Raw genomic sequence first — 16,063 nt, 5'->3', positions numbered from 1 at the left:
AGAAACCCTAACCCTTAAAGGATGAGTTTCTTTCTTCTTCTCTCTTTTGGAACTCAGTTGTATAACGATAAGTGCCACGTGCAACATCTTTACCTTCTAAATGCACAGGTACTTCAATTACTAGATCGCCACCTTGCATTGGTAATACACCTGCCATCCCTGCTTGCACCGATCCATAATTACCACCGCCTAGATTAACCGTTGAATTTGTAACATTACTAACCATGGATTGTCTATTACTTGCCATACTTCCATAAACACTACTCATCACACTTTTTAAGCCAGATAATTCACTCATAGAGCTAGCTAATTGATTCATAGTATCAGCAATGCCCGAAAATTGTTCATTTGTCGAACCTAGTTGCATAGTTGCTGCAATTCCTGCTCCAATGTCACCAAGTGTTTTTTTGTTCAGCGGAAGTACGGCTTCTCGTCCCGCTTCTCCTGCGCCTTGTAGGTTTCCACCATTCATTCCAAAGATAGTCGGTTTAGTGAAGATACCACCTTTTGCACGCCAATCTATATTGAGTCCAGATGGAAACGTAATATCTTTTCCTAAAATGTTTTTCGTACTAGTTTGTAAACTGAAGTGTGGAAGAGGTGGCATTTCAGGTTTTGGAATTTTTAATTTTAAATCGCTAAAAAATCCCTTGATTTTATCAATCCAACCTTTCACAGTTTCAACAGCATCTCGAATCGGATCAACTATAAAACTTTTAGCAGCATCAAATTTTTCTTTGGCTGCATTCTTCACTGAATCAAACTTATCCTTAGCAGTATTGTACAAATCTGAAACTGTATCTTTTACACTGTTGTACGCTGAAACAATTGGATCAATAATATATTGCTTCACTAAATTCCAGGCTGAAAGTGTATAGGACTTAATAGTTTCCCATTTTCCTAATATCCAATCTGCTAAATCTCCAAGTTTTTCTTTCACCCAACTCCATGCTTGTGAAACCGGGTCGATAATATATTGTTTAAATAAGGACCAAGCTGCTAGTGTATACGATTTTATAGTTTCCCATTTTTCGAGTATCCAATTACCTAAATCGCCTAATTTTTCCTTACACCAGTTATAGGCTGCTGTTATTGGATCGATAATGTATTTACTTATTGCAGCCCAGGCAATTTGTGTAGCAGCTGAAATAAGTAGCCACCCAGCTTGCAAGACCGTTGAAATTAACGAAATAATAGGATCTAAGACTGTAAGAATCATATTCCAAGTATCTTGCCAAGCTTGCACCAATGTTCCCCACAATGCAGATGCTGTCTCGACAAGAGAAGACCACCAAGAAGATGCAGTTTCAACAATTCCAGACCATAAGTCACTAAAGAATTGACCTATTGGATCAAAAAAACTATGCATCGTTTCTAAAAATGAAGACCAGACCTCACTACAGGATTGAACTATACCGTCCCAAAGACCTACTAAATATTCTTTAATAGAATCCCACATCTCTATTGTCCAAGTTTTAATAGATTCCCAGTTGTTATAAATCACAACACCTAAAGCGACTACAGCAGCAATAATAACCGCAAAAAGCGCAATCCATCCTGTCATTGCCAAGCCTATACTGGATATGGTGACAACTATAGGAGCTAAAGCCATAAACGCCCCTGCAATTACTCCAACAGCTACTGCAACAGCTGTGAGCGTTGCTGCTAATTTTGGATTATTAGAAATCCAATCAGCAAATTTAGAGATAAGATCAGCTACAACTGATAAAACTGGTTCAAGAGCCATCTTTAAATCGCCCATTGCCTTTTGCATTTTAACCGCTGGGTTTGCATCCATTTTCTTTATGGAATCATTTAATTGATCTTGATTCTTCTTAAAGTCTACTACCTTACTTTGTGCTCCAAGTAATGCATATGTTATATTATCTCCTTGGTCTTCCCACATTGTACCGAAGAGCTTGACACCTAGTTCATTTCGTTTTGTTTTATCTTCGACGTTTTCTAAAGCTTTTGCAATCTCTGTCATAGCGGCAGAACCTTCTTTTCCACCTTTAGAAACAGATTGCCCCCATTTTTGCAATTGTTCTGCTGAAATATTCGTACCTTGAAGGGCTTCCGTCATAGCCTTGTCGACACCTTGACCAAATTCAGCTGCTTTGATACGCCCTTCTTTTAGTCCATCTAATAGGTTATCGATATTCCATGTACCAGTTTCAATCCCAGCTTCCATAATAGCTTGTACTTCTTCAGCACCGTAGCCAGCTCGTGTTAGCTGTCCACCATACTCAGCAATAACATCAAGTTGTTCTGGTGGAAAACCAATTTTTAAAAGAGAATTTGTTAAACCAAGAGCTTCTTCATTGGTAATTCCCAATTCATTTGCTATTTCATTTGTTTCTTGAATTAATTCATTAAAATCTATTCCTTCATAAGCTTGGGATATAGCTGCTGCACCTTTTACAACCGCTGCATTCGCTTCATCACTAACATTTTTATTTAATGCCCATTGTCTGCGTACACCTTCTAAAGCCGCTTCCCCATCAACGCCATAGGCTTCGATACCTCTAACTGCTTCTTCTACGGATTTTTTCGAAGACTCCGGAACATCAAAAGTTATATCAATTTTTGTTTTTATTTTAGACATATCAAGTGCTTGTTCAATAGCCCCTGCTATACCTCCACCTGCTACTAATGCACCTGCTACACTTTCCAATCCTGATCCGAAATCATCTACCGCTCGCTCTGCTTGACGTGCTTCATCTGCAATTTCATCTAGTTCTCTACTTATTTGTTCTAAGTCCGCACCATCATTAACACTTCGTAAAGCCGCTCTGAAACGTTCTAAATCAGCATCAGCCCCTAATGATCCATTGCTTCGCCAAGTTGTTCGGATGTGGCGGTTCCACTTTTAATCGCTGCTGTTAGTCGTCCACCTAATATCTCTGCAAAATCGTCTACACTTGTACCAGTCGCATCAAAAAGAGTATCTAATTCACGAGTTGAACGAGCAGCTCTTTCTTGCTCATCTCTCATGTTTTTTAGTTGATTTTGCAGACCACCAAGCGAACCTTGAGTATACTCAAGCTCACGTCTGAAAGCTCTATATTGTTCAGCGGATATGTCACCACGTTCAAATTGAGCCTGTACCTGTTGTTCGGCTGCCTTCAATTTATCAAGTTTCTCAGTAGTCGCTGCAATTCGTTGGGTTAACAGTTCTTGTTTTTGTGCTAAAGCTTCCACATTACCAGGATTAAATTTCAAGAGACGTTCAACATCTTTTAACTCTTTCGCTAAATCATTACTACGTTTATTTACATCTTTTAAGGCGTTTTGAAGTCCAGTGGTTTCACCACCAATTTCGACAGTAATTCCTTTGATTCTGCTTCCTGCCATCATTTCACCTCATTTCTTAGAAAGCATTAAAGTCTTTTTGATTCGCTTTTCTTACTTTGTCTTTCTTCGGATTTTCCATTTCAGCAAATTCGGAAATATAATCAAAGCAATCACCAACAGTCATAGTTTCTAGGTCAGCATGTGTTAACTTCGATTTATAACAAAGAGCAAGGAACGTATCAGTGGTTAATTCTTCATCACCGATAGCTCCTTGCTCTCCATCATTTCCTGTTATTTTTTTTTTGCTCCCATAGTGCTTTGAATCATATCCATGATTTCCGGAAGGATATCGTAAATAGGGAATTCGTCAAAACCATCTAGCCATGTAATCGGATCAGGGATACTTTGATCAGCCGTTCTAGCATATAACCAAACCAAATCATAAATAACCTCAAAATCCACTTTACTTAAATCAAGATTAGATACATCAATAAGATATTGTGAACCATCTTGATTGGTAACTGCACTAATTGCACCTAATCCCATCATATCCGCAAATAAATCACGTCTAAATTGTGCTTTATAACGCTTAACCGTTGCCGCTGTACTTTTTAATCGAACCTGTTTATCATCTATTACAATTGTTTTTTCCATCTAATTACGCCCCTTGTGTTGTTTTTACATAGACTTTTTTATACCAGTTATCGTAAATCGCTGGTGTTGTTTTAGAAGTGGTTTTAGTTTTAACCATGCGCTTTCCACTAATATCAATAGGGCTAGAGACGAATTTTAATTCGTTTGCATTCGGTTCAGCAGAACTTGTTTTTGTTTTTGATGCAAGCGTAGGACGACTTGCGGAGCAGTTGAACATAACATGTCTAGTTGCTTTGATATCACCATCAAATTCAAATAATAATGCAAATGATTTCCCTTTTGCATCTGCTAATTCGTTTAGCACGCCATCTGTATCATCCAATTGCTCACCTAACGCATCTATCCCGAACTGCTCTGGAATATATGCGATAGATAATGTTCCATCATAGCCTTGGTTATTTGATGCAGCATAATAGAGCATGTCATCTGCGTAAAATTCAATTAAATCACCACGCGGTTCGAATGTTAATTCAACCGCACCAGGCAATGGAATTGGTGTTCCAAATGTAACTACCCCATCTTTTGTTTCGTATGTTGCATAATGAACATTTTTTAATCCGAAACTCACTTTATTTTCTGGCATTTAAATCAACCTCATTTCATATATTTTTTGATATAATTTTTCAGATTCAATAAAAACCTCAAATGATTCATAAGGGATCTCAAGATCATCTAAAACTTTTTCTAACTTAGATTCTGTAACCAAATCTTTTCTTAATGTATAAAGCTCAATGCTTACATCATTTATTTTTTTGTATACCTTGTTATCAGCCATCATGTTTGATGATCCATCCACAAGGAAACAAATATAAGGTGGCGCCGGTACTGAATTATCTGGAGTAGCTATGAAATGCGAATAAGCTACAGGATATCCTGTAGCATCAAGAATTTTCTTTAATTCAGCTAATGTCATTGCCTTATTGCTCCTTCCACACGATCAATGAAATCATTTACTGCACGTTCTTCTGCTGGAGCGATATGAACTTTAGCCGCAACGCGACCGCCGCCTTTTTTCGCATGGCCTTTCTCTAATAAATGAGTTAATTGGTAACGGGTTTTATTATGAACAATATATTTATTTCCTTCTTTCTTCTTACGCCATCCTTTACGATAAGCTCCAGTCTTCTTAGGACTTTTTTGTTGCAAGTCATCTACAAGATCATCTGAAACTTCATCTGCTGCTTTTTCAATATCCTCTTCAATCACATTTGAATACCGTTGTAATTCTCTTGCAATCTCATTTGCTAAACTATCGATACTAGCCACCAGCTTTCACCTCACAATACAATTCAATCCTTTCATCATCTCTTTCGTATGTTCGGTAAATACTATATTCTTTCGAATGATACTTCACTTTTCTTTCGTCTTGATAATCAAATGTGTGGACGAGTAATACACAACTAGCTTTAATTCCACTTTGTCCAGCTTGGAAAAATTCCGATTGTGGAACAGATTTTTTCTCACAAAACACTTGTCTACTAAATGTTTTGATTTCCTCTTTTTGTCCTAGTTCATCTTCAATAGTTGTAACAACTGGAAACAATAAAATATCGTTCATTTATAATCACCCGCTAAAGTTAGGTGGTTTCTAAGCATGTTATAAGATAATTGGAAGCGTTCTGCTTCTTTTGCATCTGGAATAAAATTAGCTTTTACATAAGTGATGATCGCTCGTTTAATAAGTGGATCAGTGTCCACACTCGCTTTTTCTGAAGAAACGCCCGACAACATTAAGTCGTGCCGGGCCGCTTCAATTAAATCTGAAATTTCATCATCAAGAGCATCATGTGAAATACGTAACGCTTTCTTTACAACATCAAGCATCTTTTTTCACCGTTTTCTTAGGTGGTGGACTTAAATATTCTTCTTTAACTAAAAAGGCGATACGTTTAGAATCAGTCGATTCGTACATATCACCTTCCGAATATCCTATTTGTGTATCTTTATCAACAAACGGCTTAATTACTATGCTTTTCATCTGTTATCAGCTCCTTAAACTGCTGCTGCCTTTTTAAGAACTACAAGTGAATTAACATTAACAGCTTTGCCGTCGACAACCATAATTGCTTTTGTAACCATGTCGTCAGTTTCGTTATCTTCATATTTTTTAACGCCCATTTGGTAATTAGTGTTAAGAAGGTAATCACTGAAATTGAATAAGAAAGCGAATGGTTTTCCAGTCGCTGCAGTAGTGAAACTATCAATATAGTTGCAAAGTACAACTTGACGTCCTAATAGAACTCGCTCTGGTTTACCATTAATACCGTAATTCGTTCTTGCGATAGGTTGTCCGCTTGTATCTACCATTCCGGCAAACGACATAAACGTTTTCTTCGTCATGCACCAAACGGCACCATCTTCATATTCAAGTGGTAAAGCTGATTCTGCATCAACTAATGTTTTATACTCAACTTTAGCAATATCTAGCGCTTGTCCTGCAACAGGTGTTTCAGTCAAGATACCTTTTGGTTGTCCTACCCCAGTACCATTAATGATTGATTGTTCAATTGCTTTTGTCATTGCTTCTACGACGTTATTAATTAAAGTAGATTCAAAGACAGGCAACGCCATAGTATCAACTTCTAAAGATACAGCTACTGCACAACGAAGTTTATTGTAGTTGAATGTAATAGCACCTGTTGTTTTCTTTTGCTTATCACTTCCTGCACTTTCAGCTACCCATGAAGCTACTGGTTTAACAGAAGAAATTGGAACACTTACGCCACCTTTGATTGCAGTACGTGTCACAAGTGGAAGGATCATACCAACAGCTTCGATTTTTTCGATAATCTGGTTTAATACAGTTTGTGGAATAACAGAACCAACATCACCTGTTTTTGTAACTGCATTTGCTCGAAGTTCAGCAGGAATTGCTTCTCCACGAAGTACGTAATTCATGAAAGCATTACGGTATTCAAGGGAATCTGTACTAAATTCGCGTTGCTCGCCTTGTGAATCAGTATTAAAAGTTTGAATTGTACGAGTTTCAGGTGCTCCACCTTCATTGATAGCACTAGCTTCTTGCAATAAACGTTGACGTGTTTCAATTTGACTCTTTTTATCATTTAATTCACGAAGTTCTGTATCTAATGCCGCTAAATCAACCTCTTGATCACTTTCTAATAAACTACGAATCTCTGTCATACGTGCTAAAATTTGTTCTAAATTCATTCAAATCTCTCCTTATAAGTAAGTTTTTAAAATTAATTTTTTACGTAAAGTTCCTTGCTTTCGTTCTTCCACATACTCTTTGTATGGATCGTGAGAACGTGCAGAAACTTGCGAATCTGGGTAAGCTGGAAATGCAACAGGACTAATCTCAACTAATTTCGCTTTGGTTACACTTCGAACGATGTTGTCTGGGTCAGATTCATCCCACTCTTCTTTTGCCATTTGAAAACCAAAGGAAACGCCGTCAACATCACCGCGTTTAATCGTTTCAAATGCATCATTTCCAAGTGTGGTATTGGGTAAGTCCAATTCAAATCGCAAGCCAATATTATCTTCAAACAATCGAAGTGTGCCATTTTTAGTTCTGCCTAATATTTGTGACGTATCATGACTCCACAAAGCTAATTGATCATCAGCAGTTAATGAGTCGGTAAAAGCCCCTCTCTTAAACTGCTCTTTAAATCTCCGCCAATATCCCATGGTATGAGATTTCATTTCCCATTTAACCGCATATCCGAAAATGGTACGGCTGCCATTTTCATCTTCTCTAATTTCAACTTTCCCCGGCATCAGGTCCCGTTGTTCCGTTTTGTCCATTTTTCTCACCTCCTTCACCTGTTGTTTTTCCGTCCTTAACTAGAGCTGTGTCTAATCTACGAATCGGTTTATCTCCACCTTCAATTGGTCCAAGCGAAAGAATGGAACGCCATTCATTCGGTGTCATTGACCCTCTATCAACCATCTGAACTAAATTCATTTTTGTAGACATAGAAGCATATTGAAGGCTTGATGCTTCAAAGATAATCTTGTTACCGAATCCTCTTTCACGACGTGAAAAAAGCTTCCTGGTAAATTCTCCAGCAAGCTGCATCGCAAATGGTTCGATTTCAGATTCGTAATATGCATTCCATTCATCTTCTGAATATTTACTCTGTATAATTTTTTCATTTGTGTTGAAGAAGTTATATATTCTTTGAGTTGTTTCTTGCATTTGTTTAGAATCTGGAACAAACGCCTCATTCTTCACTTGTTCTAAATCATAACGTGGATCAGTAGCTGCTGCACCTCCGTTCAAATTATCAATACTTAGATAATTTTTAACGAAATTTCCAACCTGCATATCTATATCTTCTTGTTTCAAGACAGCTTTGAATTTAAGAATCCATTTAATAATTGCGCTATTTTTAATAGCTTTTACAATTCCTTGGTCTGTAGTTGTAACGATTTCCATTAATGAAGATAATGCTTTTCCTGGATGTTCACCAAAAAAGTCATCTTCATTAAAATCTTTTCTGAGATGAATTACATCTACATATGGAACAGTCATTCTCTTTCCATTTTTAAAATAAAAGGTTAAGAAGATATCACCTTTTACTCCTTCCACAACCTCTACAGTTATACAAGGAATAGGATAAATTTCAGTTGCAAAACCAAGTTCATCTCGTTTAATGTAAGCAAATGCATTATGATTCAGTTCTAATTGTACTGTCATTTTCTCTTGAAACATTTGACCTGTCATTAATGGATTCGGTTCTTCTAAAATAAATCTCATATATGGATCAGGATTTACTTTAAATTCATTTGCATTATCCCTAATATGTTTAGCAACTAATTTACCAACAGCCTTTGCTTTAGGACGGATGCATGCTCGTATAATATCACTCTGATAGATGTCACCATTCCAAGCAAAAAAACCACCACCATTATCGTTTATCATTTCAAAACGAGTCGTAGTAGGCGCTTGTTTCTTTCCGAATATCTTATCAAATAACCCCAATTTCTCACCTCCTTCTTAAATCATATTGAGGTAATCATTTCTCTTTTCTTGAAGCACTACATAAGCATTTAAAAGCGCTGCTGTACCATCGATACGTCGACGCTGATTCTTTGTTTTGTTTGGTTGTATATTTAAATTCTTATCAATGTCGATTGCAGTGTTAGACAAGCACCATTTATCTATAGGATTATTATTATAGTTAATTAATTTGGATTCTAAATCAGCTCCTAAAAGCTTCATTGGACTTGATAATGTCTGTTTACCTTGTGCAACTGGAATCATAGCTTCCTTGCCGAAATATCCTTCCATTTCTTCAACCCAATAATTTGCACTCCATCGGTCATAACCAATCCACGGAAGATAAATACCGTATTCATCACGTATTTCTAAGAACCATTCCGTTACATATTTATAGTGAACTGAATTCCCAGGAGTAGTTCTTAGTAAACCTAAGTCATGCCAACGATTGTACGGTATTTTATCTTCTGTACTTCGCTTTTCTAACAAGTCTTCTGGAAGCCAGTACATCTGTTTAACATATATGTGCGGATCATTCGGAATCTTAAAAATAACCTTCGCTGCGGTTAAGTCGGTTGTTGAAGATAAGTCACAACCGCCAATTCCATACGAAGGTTTCAGTTCATTGATATTATAAGTAGCTAAGTTATTTAATTGTTCAAATGTTAACCATGCCTCTGATGACGTTTCTCGAATGTTAAAGTCTTTGGTTAATAAGTTGCTCACTAAAAGAGAATTAGCTCTAGCTTTATTCACTTTCGTTTCTAAGTTATCTATTTTTTTTATGGTACCTAAACCAGGATTAGCTTTAGCCCATTTTGTTTTGTCAGTCCATTCTTCTCTTTTATCAAGTTCATAAATGATAGGTAAAAAACGATCATCTTTATAACCCTCTATATCATCTAATCCATTCAGCAACATTTCCGCTTCATCATACTTCATGTCATAAACGGATTCTCTTACCGTTCCGGCTGTTGTAATCATAAGGATTAATGGTTGTTCGCGCGCCGAAGTGCCATCGACAATTACGTCATATAAATTCTTATCTTTCCACGCATGTATTTCATCGAGTGAAGCGCCATGAACATTTAAACCATCTAATGTATCGCTATCACTACCTACTGGTTTAAATAAACTATCATTAAAATCAGCAGTTAACTCTTTGACCAGAGTTTTTATTCTCTTTGATAAAGCTGGTGACTTTTTCACCATTCTTTTAGATTCTGACCAAACGATTTTTGCTTGTTGTTCTTTAGTTGCTACTGCATAGACTTCCGAACCGCCTTCGCCATCTGCGACTTGTAGATACAAACATATACCAGATGAAAGTGTAGACTTACCATTCTTACGTGCGACTACTAAAAACGCTTCACGGTATTTTCTGGTTCCGTCGATTTTATGAACAAAACCGAAAGTAGCAGCTTAAAAAGCTTTTTGCCAAAGTTCTAAATCAATAGGTTTTCCAGCCCATTTCGCTTTACTGTGCTTACAATAATTTTCTATAAATTCAATAACATGATTTGCACGACTAGAATCATATTCATATTCAGAATCTTTATCATAAACATCATCAACAAGCTTCTTATATATCCTTTTAACTTTATTCCCTACGATAATTTCGCCAGATTCAATTTTATTGTAATACTCAATTATTGGATTATATGATAATGGATATTGTTTTCTCATCGATTTTGTACAAACCTTTCAAATCCATCATCTTCTTCTTTTTTCTTAGTATCTGGCTTAGGAATATAGTCACCAAGTTGTTTCATGATAGTTTGATAGCTTTTGTTCATAGCAATATAGCGTCTTGCTGCAGGTCTTTCTCTTTCGTACGGTTCTTGCGTTTCTGATTGTGAAAACATTTCGTCATAACCATTTTCATCAAGGTCTTTTCGAATATCTTCTAGTCGAACGCGCAAATCTGCCGCTTCAACAATCAACCCCTCAACTACCATGAGGGTATCTTTTGGCATTTCTTTGTATATCCGTTTAAGTCTGTTTATTTCTTTTTTAACACGATCTTCTTTTGTTAATTCTTTCTTTGTCGCCATAAATAGCACCTCATTTCTTTCATTTTGGGGTAGGGGGGTCACGTGAAATGACCTGTGTGTTACATGAAGCTCCCCCCTCGGTCCCTATAAAAATATTTTTTTTATTTTTTTAAGGGGGGGATTTGATTTAAATTACATTTAGGGCAATTCTTTTGTTTTGAAATTACTCTATCCTCACAATACAGTTCCGTTTCTTCTACAATATTTCCACATTTATTACATACTTCAATATCAATTGGTTTTACAGATAAAACATTATTAATATTGAAATGATTTTTATTAAGACTCAATAGCTCGCATGCATTAGTGTTAAACAATCTAACTTCACCAATGACTATATCCTTGCTACCATCAATGAACGTTACCTCACTTGCTTTAACATTCTTGGTATCACTATTCATTACTCATCCCTCCTAATCAAATCACCATTCGCATCAAACATTACGCCTTCAACAACGGGACTATTCTTCTCATGATGCTCACGGTTATGACAATCCTGGCACAATAGTTCTAGGTTACTAAAGCTCAATGTAATCTCTGGATCATTAATATTCTCAGGTGTTATGTACTCTTTATGATGAATTATCTTCCCTGTTCCCTGGCACCTCTCGCACAATCCGTGTCTTAGTTTGAAGTATGACTCCCTACACTTCTTCCATGCTGTAGACTTATAGAACTTCTTTGCATATTCCTTTGCCATTTCCTACTCCTTATCATTCTTTATACTCACCAATCCGATAACCAAAGTACATTACTAACAAAGTAACAAGTGAACCTGCGGAATATCCTATGATACCTCCAAGCCAAAACATCCAATCACTTCCCCTCCAAAATAAAAAGCACCCGAATGGATGCTTAGATTAAACTTATTCATTATTACTTTCTCTACTTTCATTATTATCTGATTTCGGGTCTAACAAGCTTCCTATATCAGGCGGCATAGTTAACTCTATACCAGCTACTGGCTGATTATCCTCATTAAAATAATACTTCTTCACTTTATTCAATTCTTCATTTTTCTTATTTTCACTCATATTACCCAACCTTTTATGTATGATATTAAACACTTTACTTAATATGTACATTGGGAAAGATAATATACTATTTTTTCAACTCTCACACGACTTATACACTTTTTGCATAATAAAAGAGCAACCGTGCACCAGTTGCCCTTTCTTCAAAATCTTATGTTATTACTATAAATACGGTAAATGAAGTTTTACTCTTCTTCCAATCACTTAATGCCGTTACATTCATCCGCTCCAACAATATTAAGTAACTGGAAGAAGAGCGAAAGCCCTTCCACACATACACAAAGTAAATTGCAATTGAATGTGAAAGCAAGAAACAACTGTTCATCCAATCTGCAACCATCGCCACCGGTTATGACAATCCATTTTCAGTTATCAGGAATTTTATGAGCAATGTTTTCCGCCACTACTCACAATACAAATATAACACGCTAATTCCAAAACAACCGGCACATTTACTGCCAAAAAGCGGTCACGACTCTGCCAAATATTTATTCTTAATTAATAAGGTAACTCGCTCAACTCTGATTTAATAACATCGACTTTTAAATTAAATTTCTCACACATTGATCTAACCAATTCCTCAAACCAACTTGATGCAGTTGGTGAAATATATACTTTTTCAATTAATACTCTAATATCACATGGGATTCCCAATCCATATGCTACTGTTGGTTCCGCCTCATCATCTATACACCCATCGTCAGTATGTACAAATGGCAATTGATGAATAGCTCGTATTTCACGTTCATGTTCAAAAGATTTTCTCTTATAAAAAAACAGATCTATAAGATCTTCCTCGTGCAACAACTCTTTATTAAAATCTTTATAATCTACTTTTCCCATAATAATCTTTTGCGGACTATGCGTAAAAGATTCTATTAATCGTCCAACATTTGATTGAATTGCTATCCCTTCATCACTCTTTAAATATAAATCCCACATTGCTGCAGATTCATATTCATTCATATGCCAACAGTTAACCGTTACAAATTTCCTCACATAATTTGCAAATTCATCCATACGTTTAAACGCATTTTCTTGTTTTTCCGGCTCTATAAGCCCTTTATAAATAATAGGTCTCATTTCTCTGTTTACTTTCGGAAAAGTACCCTCGAATTTATCTGCAAATCTATCTGATCTTGTGAAGAATATTTCTTCCTTATCCAACATACTCATAAATTTCGTAAAATCCATATATCTCCAAATTTTCGTTTCTTTTTTTAGCAATACGACATTCGGAAACTCTTCGTACATATAAAAACCTCCATACTATTAAATTATTTTTATTATTTCATATATTAAGTGAGTTATCCATATCTTATATTGTGTGTAACTGAGCCAATCGCCAAATCCCTTGATACCAATGAATTTATAAGACTTTCTTTTTTGAGTTACACAGTACGAAATTTATGGGTAACTATATAAAAACAAAAGAAAAAACAATGATTAGATTTTAAACCTAGTCATTGCTTTGTCCATTGCATCTTGGTTTACACCTATATAACGTAGCGTGACCTTTTCAGATGAGTGATTGAATATCTCCATAAGTAATGCGATGTTCTTTGTTTGCATGTACATATGATAGCCATATGTCTTTCTTAAAGTATGTGTACCAATCTCATCTAATCCAAATTCCGCTGCCGCTCCGCTTAATATCTTATATGCCATGCTGCGACCAATTGGACAGTTCTTCCCTTGCCTGCTTCGTAATAGATATTCATCATCTTCTCTTTCTTCATTGAACCATTTTAGTTCTCTTTTTAGTGATGATGTAATTTGTATTCTCTTTTGTTTGCCTGTTTTCTTTTCACGCATAGATATATGACTTCCTTTTACATCACCAACCTTTAACTTTAGTATGTCACTAATTCTTAATCCTGTATTAATACCCATAATGAACAGAATATAATTGCGCTCGCTCTTTTCCTTAAAGTAATCTTTTAATTGTTGTATTTGCTCTAGATCACGTATTGGCTGAACAAAATTCATTATTCATTACCTCCTGCTTCTTCTTTCTCGTAAACTTCGAGTCTAAGAGCAAAAGCAAGCTTATAAAATGCTCTAGCTTTAACACGTCGATAAGTTCGCTCACTCATCGCCAGTTCGTTATATACCATATAATCACAGATATCTTCATCTTCTAAATAGCGCTTAATAATGATGTCTCTTTGATTCCTTCCGGCTACTCCATTTCCAAAGCGGCTTAATGCTTGATCAATACGGAAAGACATCTTTTCGAGCCACTCCTCTCGTTCACTTTGCTGTACATTTGCTATCGCAACATCTTCTAACGGTTTTCCAACATCATGTGTAGGTCCATGATATCTAACTTCATAAGAAGGAGTGACTTTCATTTCTTTACGAATCATTCCAAACTGTCTATATATACGTACACTTTCAAGAACACCTTCTAATTCCTCTTGTGTTGCTGATCTATCGATTTTTGGTAAGAAAGATAATTGTTTAGTCATGTAAGACCACTCCTTTTTATTTATTAATTACTTCTGTCTTAATGCTCCACGTCTACGTTCATAACGCGGTCCGTGAATCCCCATTAAATCCTCAATATCACGTGTAGTTAATTTTTCGTTTCGTTTTTTCTTCTTTTTCTTTTTTGTTTGATTTGCTTGCTTTTTCCACTCACGTAATTGGTCTTTTAATGCTTTCATTTTCCCCATCTCCCTTTTCAAAATAAAAAGGACACCATTTCTTAAAACAGCTATATTTGCTGTTCTAAAAATTGGTGTCCTCTAGTTTTCTAGCCGGACTATATGCATTTCTTAACTCGAATTTTGTCTAATAATTTCGTTTTTTATTCATCCAGCTGATACATTAAACTTGTTATAATAAATGTATCATTGCCATCTGAAAAAGCGGCTCGTCCCCAACGAGTTGCTTTTTCTTTTTTATGTTAAAAGGATTATTTTGTTGAGTTTCTTAAAGTATTAGTTCCGAAACACCTTGTCTTATTAAACTCTTTCATCCATTCATCCTTATAAACTTCTTGTAACCTGCCATATGAGTTTATAGTCATTGTTTCCCTTGCTACCGGTAAAGACATGTCAATACCAACAGGGATACTTATAGGTAATGTAATTTGCATCTGCTTCGCCTTTTGACTACATTTCACACAGAACTTATCATTTGTCCCGTCTTCCATGTTCACCCATTTATGTTTACATTCCATTTTCCCTCTACCCCCTGAATAAAACTCAATATTCCGTCCATACTGTAAATAGGCTGATAAACAGCTATAATCCAAAACTGTAGTTCCCTAATCTCTTTTCTCCTTTCCCCTAAGGGCTGAGTAGTTAGCTTTTGCTAGCTGCTCTTATTTCTTCTTCTGAAGCATGTCTTAAAAATTCTGTAGAAGCTAACCACCTAGTTTTATCACCACATAATTCAATTCTGATAACTTGATTTCTTGGCTTTATAACTCGTGCTAGCCCATGTTGTTCTGGATAATCTGGATGAACAACCATTACATAGTCATCTTCTTTGAATTCCATATCCATTCCCCTTTTCTACAAAATGAAGTTTTTATTAAGTTCCCTTTCACTCCTGCATAATATTTCAAATTCCGTTTAATACTATAGCTGTAACTGAAAGTTACAAAGAATTGCTTGTAAGCGCTAGTTCTTTTGTACAACAAGTAGTTAGCTAATTGAGCTAGCTGCTTCGTTGTGTAATTGGTTACATTTACCTTATGTTTTTAACGTAATATTATGTTACGATATAAAAGAGTAAAATATATTGAGCTGTTATACCCATTACCCTAGGGAACTAGGGTTTTGGTTTGTACAAAATGAAATTTTTATACTTAATCTTCCTCAAGTTCCGTAACAGTTATATAGTTCCTAGCATTCTTTCGATTTGCTATTCTTCTTTGATACGCTGGTCTTGTATAAAAGCGAACTGTCGCAGGAAGTACGCCCATATAATCAGCACATTCCTGTATATTTCCGATGCATAGCAATGATTCAGCTTTATAAACGACGTACTCCTTTTTAATCATTTTCTATCTTCTTTAACAAATGCTATTTCTTCGATAAAAATATCAA

Annotated in this window: 22 protein-coding genes and 2 pseudogenes; all 24 read right to left on the bottom strand. The window is 35.9% G+C overall.

The annotated features are described in order from the left end of the window. Positions 1-7 precede the first annotated feature (7 nt). Positions 8-3,354 (bottom strand): annotated as a pseudogene (locus tag JDS96_RS07370) (phage tail tape measure protein). Positions 3,355-3,370: 16 nt separating this feature from the next. Further along, a complete protein-coding gene (locus tag JDS96_RS32990; RefSeq protein ID WP_255287316.1) occupies positions 3,371-3,559 on the bottom strand; it encodes a hypothetical protein in 189 nt (62 codons plus the stop codon). Between the two features lie 26 nt (positions 3,560-3,585). Further along, on the bottom strand, positions 3,586-3,948 hold the full coding sequence (locus JDS96_RS07365) for a hypothetical protein (RefSeq protein ID WP_199666482.1): 363 nt from the start codon (positions 3,946-3,948) through the stop codon (positions 3,586-3,588). 4 nt (positions 3,949-3,952) lie between these two features. Further along, entirely contained in the window at positions 3,953-4,531 is a 579-nt protein-coding gene (locus JDS96_RS07360) for a major tail protein (protein ID WP_199666481.1), read from the bottom strand. After that, entirely contained in the window at positions 4,532-4,861 is a 330-nt protein-coding gene (locus tag JDS96_RS07355) for a hypothetical protein (protein WP_199666480.1), read from the bottom strand. Next, the gene (locus tag JDS96_RS07350; protein ID WP_199666479.1) at positions 4,858-5,214 is read right to left on the bottom strand and encodes an HK97 gp10 family phage protein; all 357 of its coding nucleotides are present in this window, start codon (positions 5,212-5,214) and stop codon (positions 4,858-4,860) included. Before JDS96_RS07350 ends, JDS96_RS07355 begins: the two co-directional genes overlap by 4 nt. Next, on the bottom strand, positions 5,207-5,506 hold the full coding sequence (locus tag JDS96_RS07345; RefSeq protein ID WP_199666478.1) for a phage head closure protein: 300 nt from the start codon (positions 5,504-5,506) through the stop codon (positions 5,207-5,209). The genes JDS96_RS07350 and JDS96_RS07345 overlap by 8 nt, the downstream gene beginning before the upstream one ends. Continuing rightward, on the bottom strand, positions 5,503-5,772 hold the full coding sequence (locus tag JDS96_RS07340; protein WP_199666477.1) for a head-tail connector protein: 270 nt from the start codon (positions 5,770-5,772) through the stop codon (positions 5,503-5,505). The genes JDS96_RS07345 and JDS96_RS07340 overlap by 4 nt, the downstream gene beginning before the upstream one ends. Then, positions 5,765-5,926, bottom strand: a complete 162-nt coding sequence (locus JDS96_RS07335; protein WP_199666476.1) for a hypothetical protein — start codon at positions 5,924-5,926, stop codon at positions 5,765-5,767. Before JDS96_RS07335 ends, JDS96_RS07340 begins: the two co-directional genes overlap by 8 nt. 14 nt (positions 5,927-5,940) lie before the next feature. After that, positions 5,941-7,119 (bottom strand): phage major capsid protein, encoded by a 1,179-nt coding sequence (locus tag JDS96_RS07330; protein ID WP_199666475.1) that lies wholly within the window; start codon positions 7,117-7,119, stop codon positions 5,941-5,943. A gap of 12 nt (positions 7,120-7,131) precedes the next feature. Then, positions 7,132-7,716 (bottom strand): HK97 family phage prohead protease, encoded by a 585-nt coding sequence (locus JDS96_RS07325; protein ID WP_199666474.1) that lies wholly within the window; start codon positions 7,714-7,716, stop codon positions 7,132-7,134. After that, positions 7,673-8,896 carry a phage portal protein gene (locus JDS96_RS07320; protein ID WP_199666473.1) on the bottom strand — a complete coding sequence of 408 codons (1,224 nt, stop codon included), beginning with the start codon at positions 8,894-8,896 and terminating at the stop codon, positions 7,673-7,675. Before JDS96_RS07320 ends, JDS96_RS07325 begins: the two co-directional genes overlap by 44 nt. A gap of 15 nt (positions 8,897-8,911) precedes the next feature. After that, positions 8,912-10,600: pseudogene (locus JDS96_RS07315) on the bottom strand (terminase large subunit). After that, a complete protein-coding gene (locus tag JDS96_RS07310; protein ID WP_199666472.1) occupies positions 10,597-10,968 on the bottom strand; it encodes a hypothetical protein in 372 nt (123 codons plus the stop codon). Before JDS96_RS07310 ends, JDS96_RS07315 begins: the two are co-directional and overlap by 4 nt. A 101-nt stretch (positions 10,969-11,069) precedes the next feature. After that, entirely contained in the window at positions 11,070-11,369 is a 300-nt protein-coding gene (locus tag JDS96_RS07305; protein ID WP_199666471.1) for a hypothetical protein, read from the bottom strand. Beyond that, positions 11,369-11,668: an HNH endonuclease gene (locus JDS96_RS07300; protein ID WP_199666470.1), complete on the bottom strand. Its 300-nt coding sequence runs from the start codon at positions 11,666-11,668 to the stop codon at positions 11,369-11,371. Before JDS96_RS07300 ends, JDS96_RS07305 begins: the two co-directional genes overlap by 1 nt. A gap of 166 nt (positions 11,669-11,834) precedes the next feature. After that, positions 11,835-12,002 (bottom strand): hypothetical protein, encoded by a 168-nt coding sequence (locus JDS96_RS07295; protein WP_199666469.1) that lies wholly within the window; start codon positions 12,000-12,002, stop codon positions 11,835-11,837. A 498-nt stretch (positions 12,003-12,500) separates the two neighbouring features. Next, positions 12,501-13,256: a hypothetical protein gene (locus JDS96_RS07290; RefSeq protein ID WP_199666468.1), complete on the bottom strand. Its 756-nt coding sequence runs from the start codon at positions 13,254-13,256 to the stop codon at positions 12,501-12,503. A 192-nt stretch (positions 13,257-13,448) separates the two neighbouring features. Then, positions 13,449-13,991 (bottom strand): site-specific integrase, encoded by a 543-nt coding sequence (locus JDS96_RS07285; RefSeq protein WP_199666467.1) that lies wholly within the window; start codon positions 13,989-13,991, stop codon positions 13,449-13,451. Then, a complete protein-coding gene (locus tag JDS96_RS07280; RefSeq protein WP_199666466.1) occupies positions 13,991-14,473 on the bottom strand; it encodes an ArpU family phage packaging/lysis transcriptional regulator in 483 nt (160 codons plus the stop codon). Before JDS96_RS07280 ends, JDS96_RS07285 begins: the two co-directional genes overlap by 1 nt. A 27-nt stretch (positions 14,474-14,500) precedes the next feature. Continuing rightward, entirely contained in the window at positions 14,501-14,671 is a 171-nt protein-coding gene (locus JDS96_RS07275; RefSeq protein ID WP_199666465.1) for a hypothetical protein, read from the bottom strand. Between the two features lie 251 nt (positions 14,672-14,922). Then, on the bottom strand, positions 14,923-15,189 hold the full coding sequence (locus JDS96_RS07270) for a hypothetical protein (RefSeq protein WP_199666464.1): 267 nt from the start codon (positions 15,187-15,189) through the stop codon (positions 14,923-14,925). A gap of 124 nt (positions 15,190-15,313) precedes the next feature. Continuing rightward, positions 15,314-15,517, bottom strand: coding sequence for a hypothetical protein (locus JDS96_RS07265; protein ID WP_199666463.1), 204 nt, complete (start codon positions 15,515-15,517; stop codon positions 15,314-15,316). A gap of 305 nt (positions 15,518-15,822) precedes the next feature. Further along, positions 15,823-16,017 (bottom strand): hypothetical protein, encoded by a 195-nt coding sequence (locus tag JDS96_RS07260; protein WP_199666462.1) that lies wholly within the window; start codon positions 16,015-16,017, stop codon positions 15,823-15,825. Positions 16,018-16,063: the final 46 nt, after the last annotated feature.

The organism is Bacillus cereus group sp. N21 (assembly GCF_016483395.1).
Lineage (GTDB): Bacteria > Bacillota > Bacilli > Bacillales > Bacillaceae_G > Bacillus_A > Bacillus_A pseudomycoides.
This window is presented reverse-complemented; position numbering and strand designations above follow the sequence as displayed.

What these genes read in the sequence shown, in the direction of transcription:
- JDS96_RS07365 (WP_199666482.1), bottom strand. Translation starts at nt 3,948, where the DNA reads ATGGAAAAAACAATTGTAATAGATGATAAACAGGTTCGATTAAAAAGT.
- JDS96_RS07360 (WP_199666481.1), bottom strand. Translation starts at nt 4,531, where the DNA reads ATGCCAGAAAATAAAGTGAGTTTCGGATTAAAAAATGTTCATTATGCA.
- JDS96_RS07355 (WP_199666480.1), bottom strand. Translation starts at nt 4,861, where the DNA reads ATGACATTAGCTGAATTAAAGAAAATTCTTGATGCTACAGGATATCCT.
- JDS96_RS07345 (WP_199666478.1), bottom strand. Translation starts at nt 5,506, where the DNA reads ATGAACGATATTTTATTGTTTCCAGTTGTTACAACTATTGAAGATGAA.
- JDS96_RS07340 (WP_199666477.1), bottom strand. Translation starts at nt 5,772, where the DNA reads ATGCTTGATGTTGTAAAGAAAGCGTTACGTATTTCACATGATGCTCTT.
- JDS96_RS07335 (WP_199666476.1), bottom strand. Translation starts at nt 5,926, where the DNA reads ATGAAAAGCATAGTAATTAAGCCGTTTGTTGATAAAGATACACAAATA.
- JDS96_RS07330 (WP_199666475.1), bottom strand. Translation starts at nt 7,119, where the DNA reads ATGAATTTAGAACAAATTTTAGCACGTATGACAGAGATTCGTAGTTTA.
- JDS96_RS07325 (WP_199666474.1), bottom strand. Translation starts at nt 7,716, where the DNA reads ATGGACAAAACGGAACAACGGGACCTGATGCCGGGGAAAGTTGAAATT.
- JDS96_RS07310 (WP_199666472.1), bottom strand. Translation starts at nt 10,968, where the DNA reads ATGGCGACAAAGAAAGAATTAACAAAAGAAGATCGTGTTAAAAAAGAA.
- JDS96_RS07305 (WP_199666471.1), bottom strand. Translation starts at nt 11,369, where the DNA reads ATGAATAGTGATACCAAGAATGTTAAAGCAAGTGAGGTAACGTTCATT.
- JDS96_RS07300 (WP_199666470.1), bottom strand. Translation starts at nt 11,668, where the DNA reads ATGGCAAAGGAATATGCAAAGAAGTTCTATAAGTCTACAGCATGGAAG.
- JDS96_RS07295 (WP_199666469.1), bottom strand. Translation starts at nt 12,002, where the DNA reads ATGAGTGAAAATAAGAAAAATGAAGAATTGAATAAAGTGAAGAAGTAT.
- JDS96_RS07290 (WP_199666468.1), bottom strand. Translation starts at nt 13,256, where the DNA reads ATGTACGAAGAGTTTCCGAATGTCGTATTGCTAAAAAAAGAAACGAAA.
- JDS96_RS07285 (WP_199666467.1), bottom strand. Translation starts at nt 13,991, where the DNA reads ATGAATTTTGTTCAGCCAATACGTGATCTAGAGCAAATACAACAATTA.
- JDS96_RS07280 (WP_199666466.1), bottom strand. Translation starts at nt 14,473, where the DNA reads ATGACTAAACAATTATCTTTCTTACCAAAAATCGATAGATCAGCAACA.
- JDS96_RS07275 (WP_199666465.1), bottom strand. Translation starts at nt 14,671, where the DNA reads ATGAAAGCATTAAAAGACCAATTACGTGAGTGGAAAAAGCAAGCAAAT.
- JDS96_RS07270 (WP_199666464.1), bottom strand. Translation starts at nt 15,189, where the DNA reads ATGGAATGTAAACATAAATGGGTGAACATGGAAGACGGGACAAATGAT.
- JDS96_RS07265 (WP_199666463.1), bottom strand. Translation starts at nt 15,517, where the DNA reads ATGGATATGGAATTCAAAGAAGATGACTATGTAATGGTTGTTCATCCA.
- JDS96_RS07260 (WP_199666462.1), bottom strand. Translation starts at nt 16,017, where the DNA reads ATGATTAAAAAGGAGTACGTCGTTTATAAAGCTGAATCATTGCTATGC.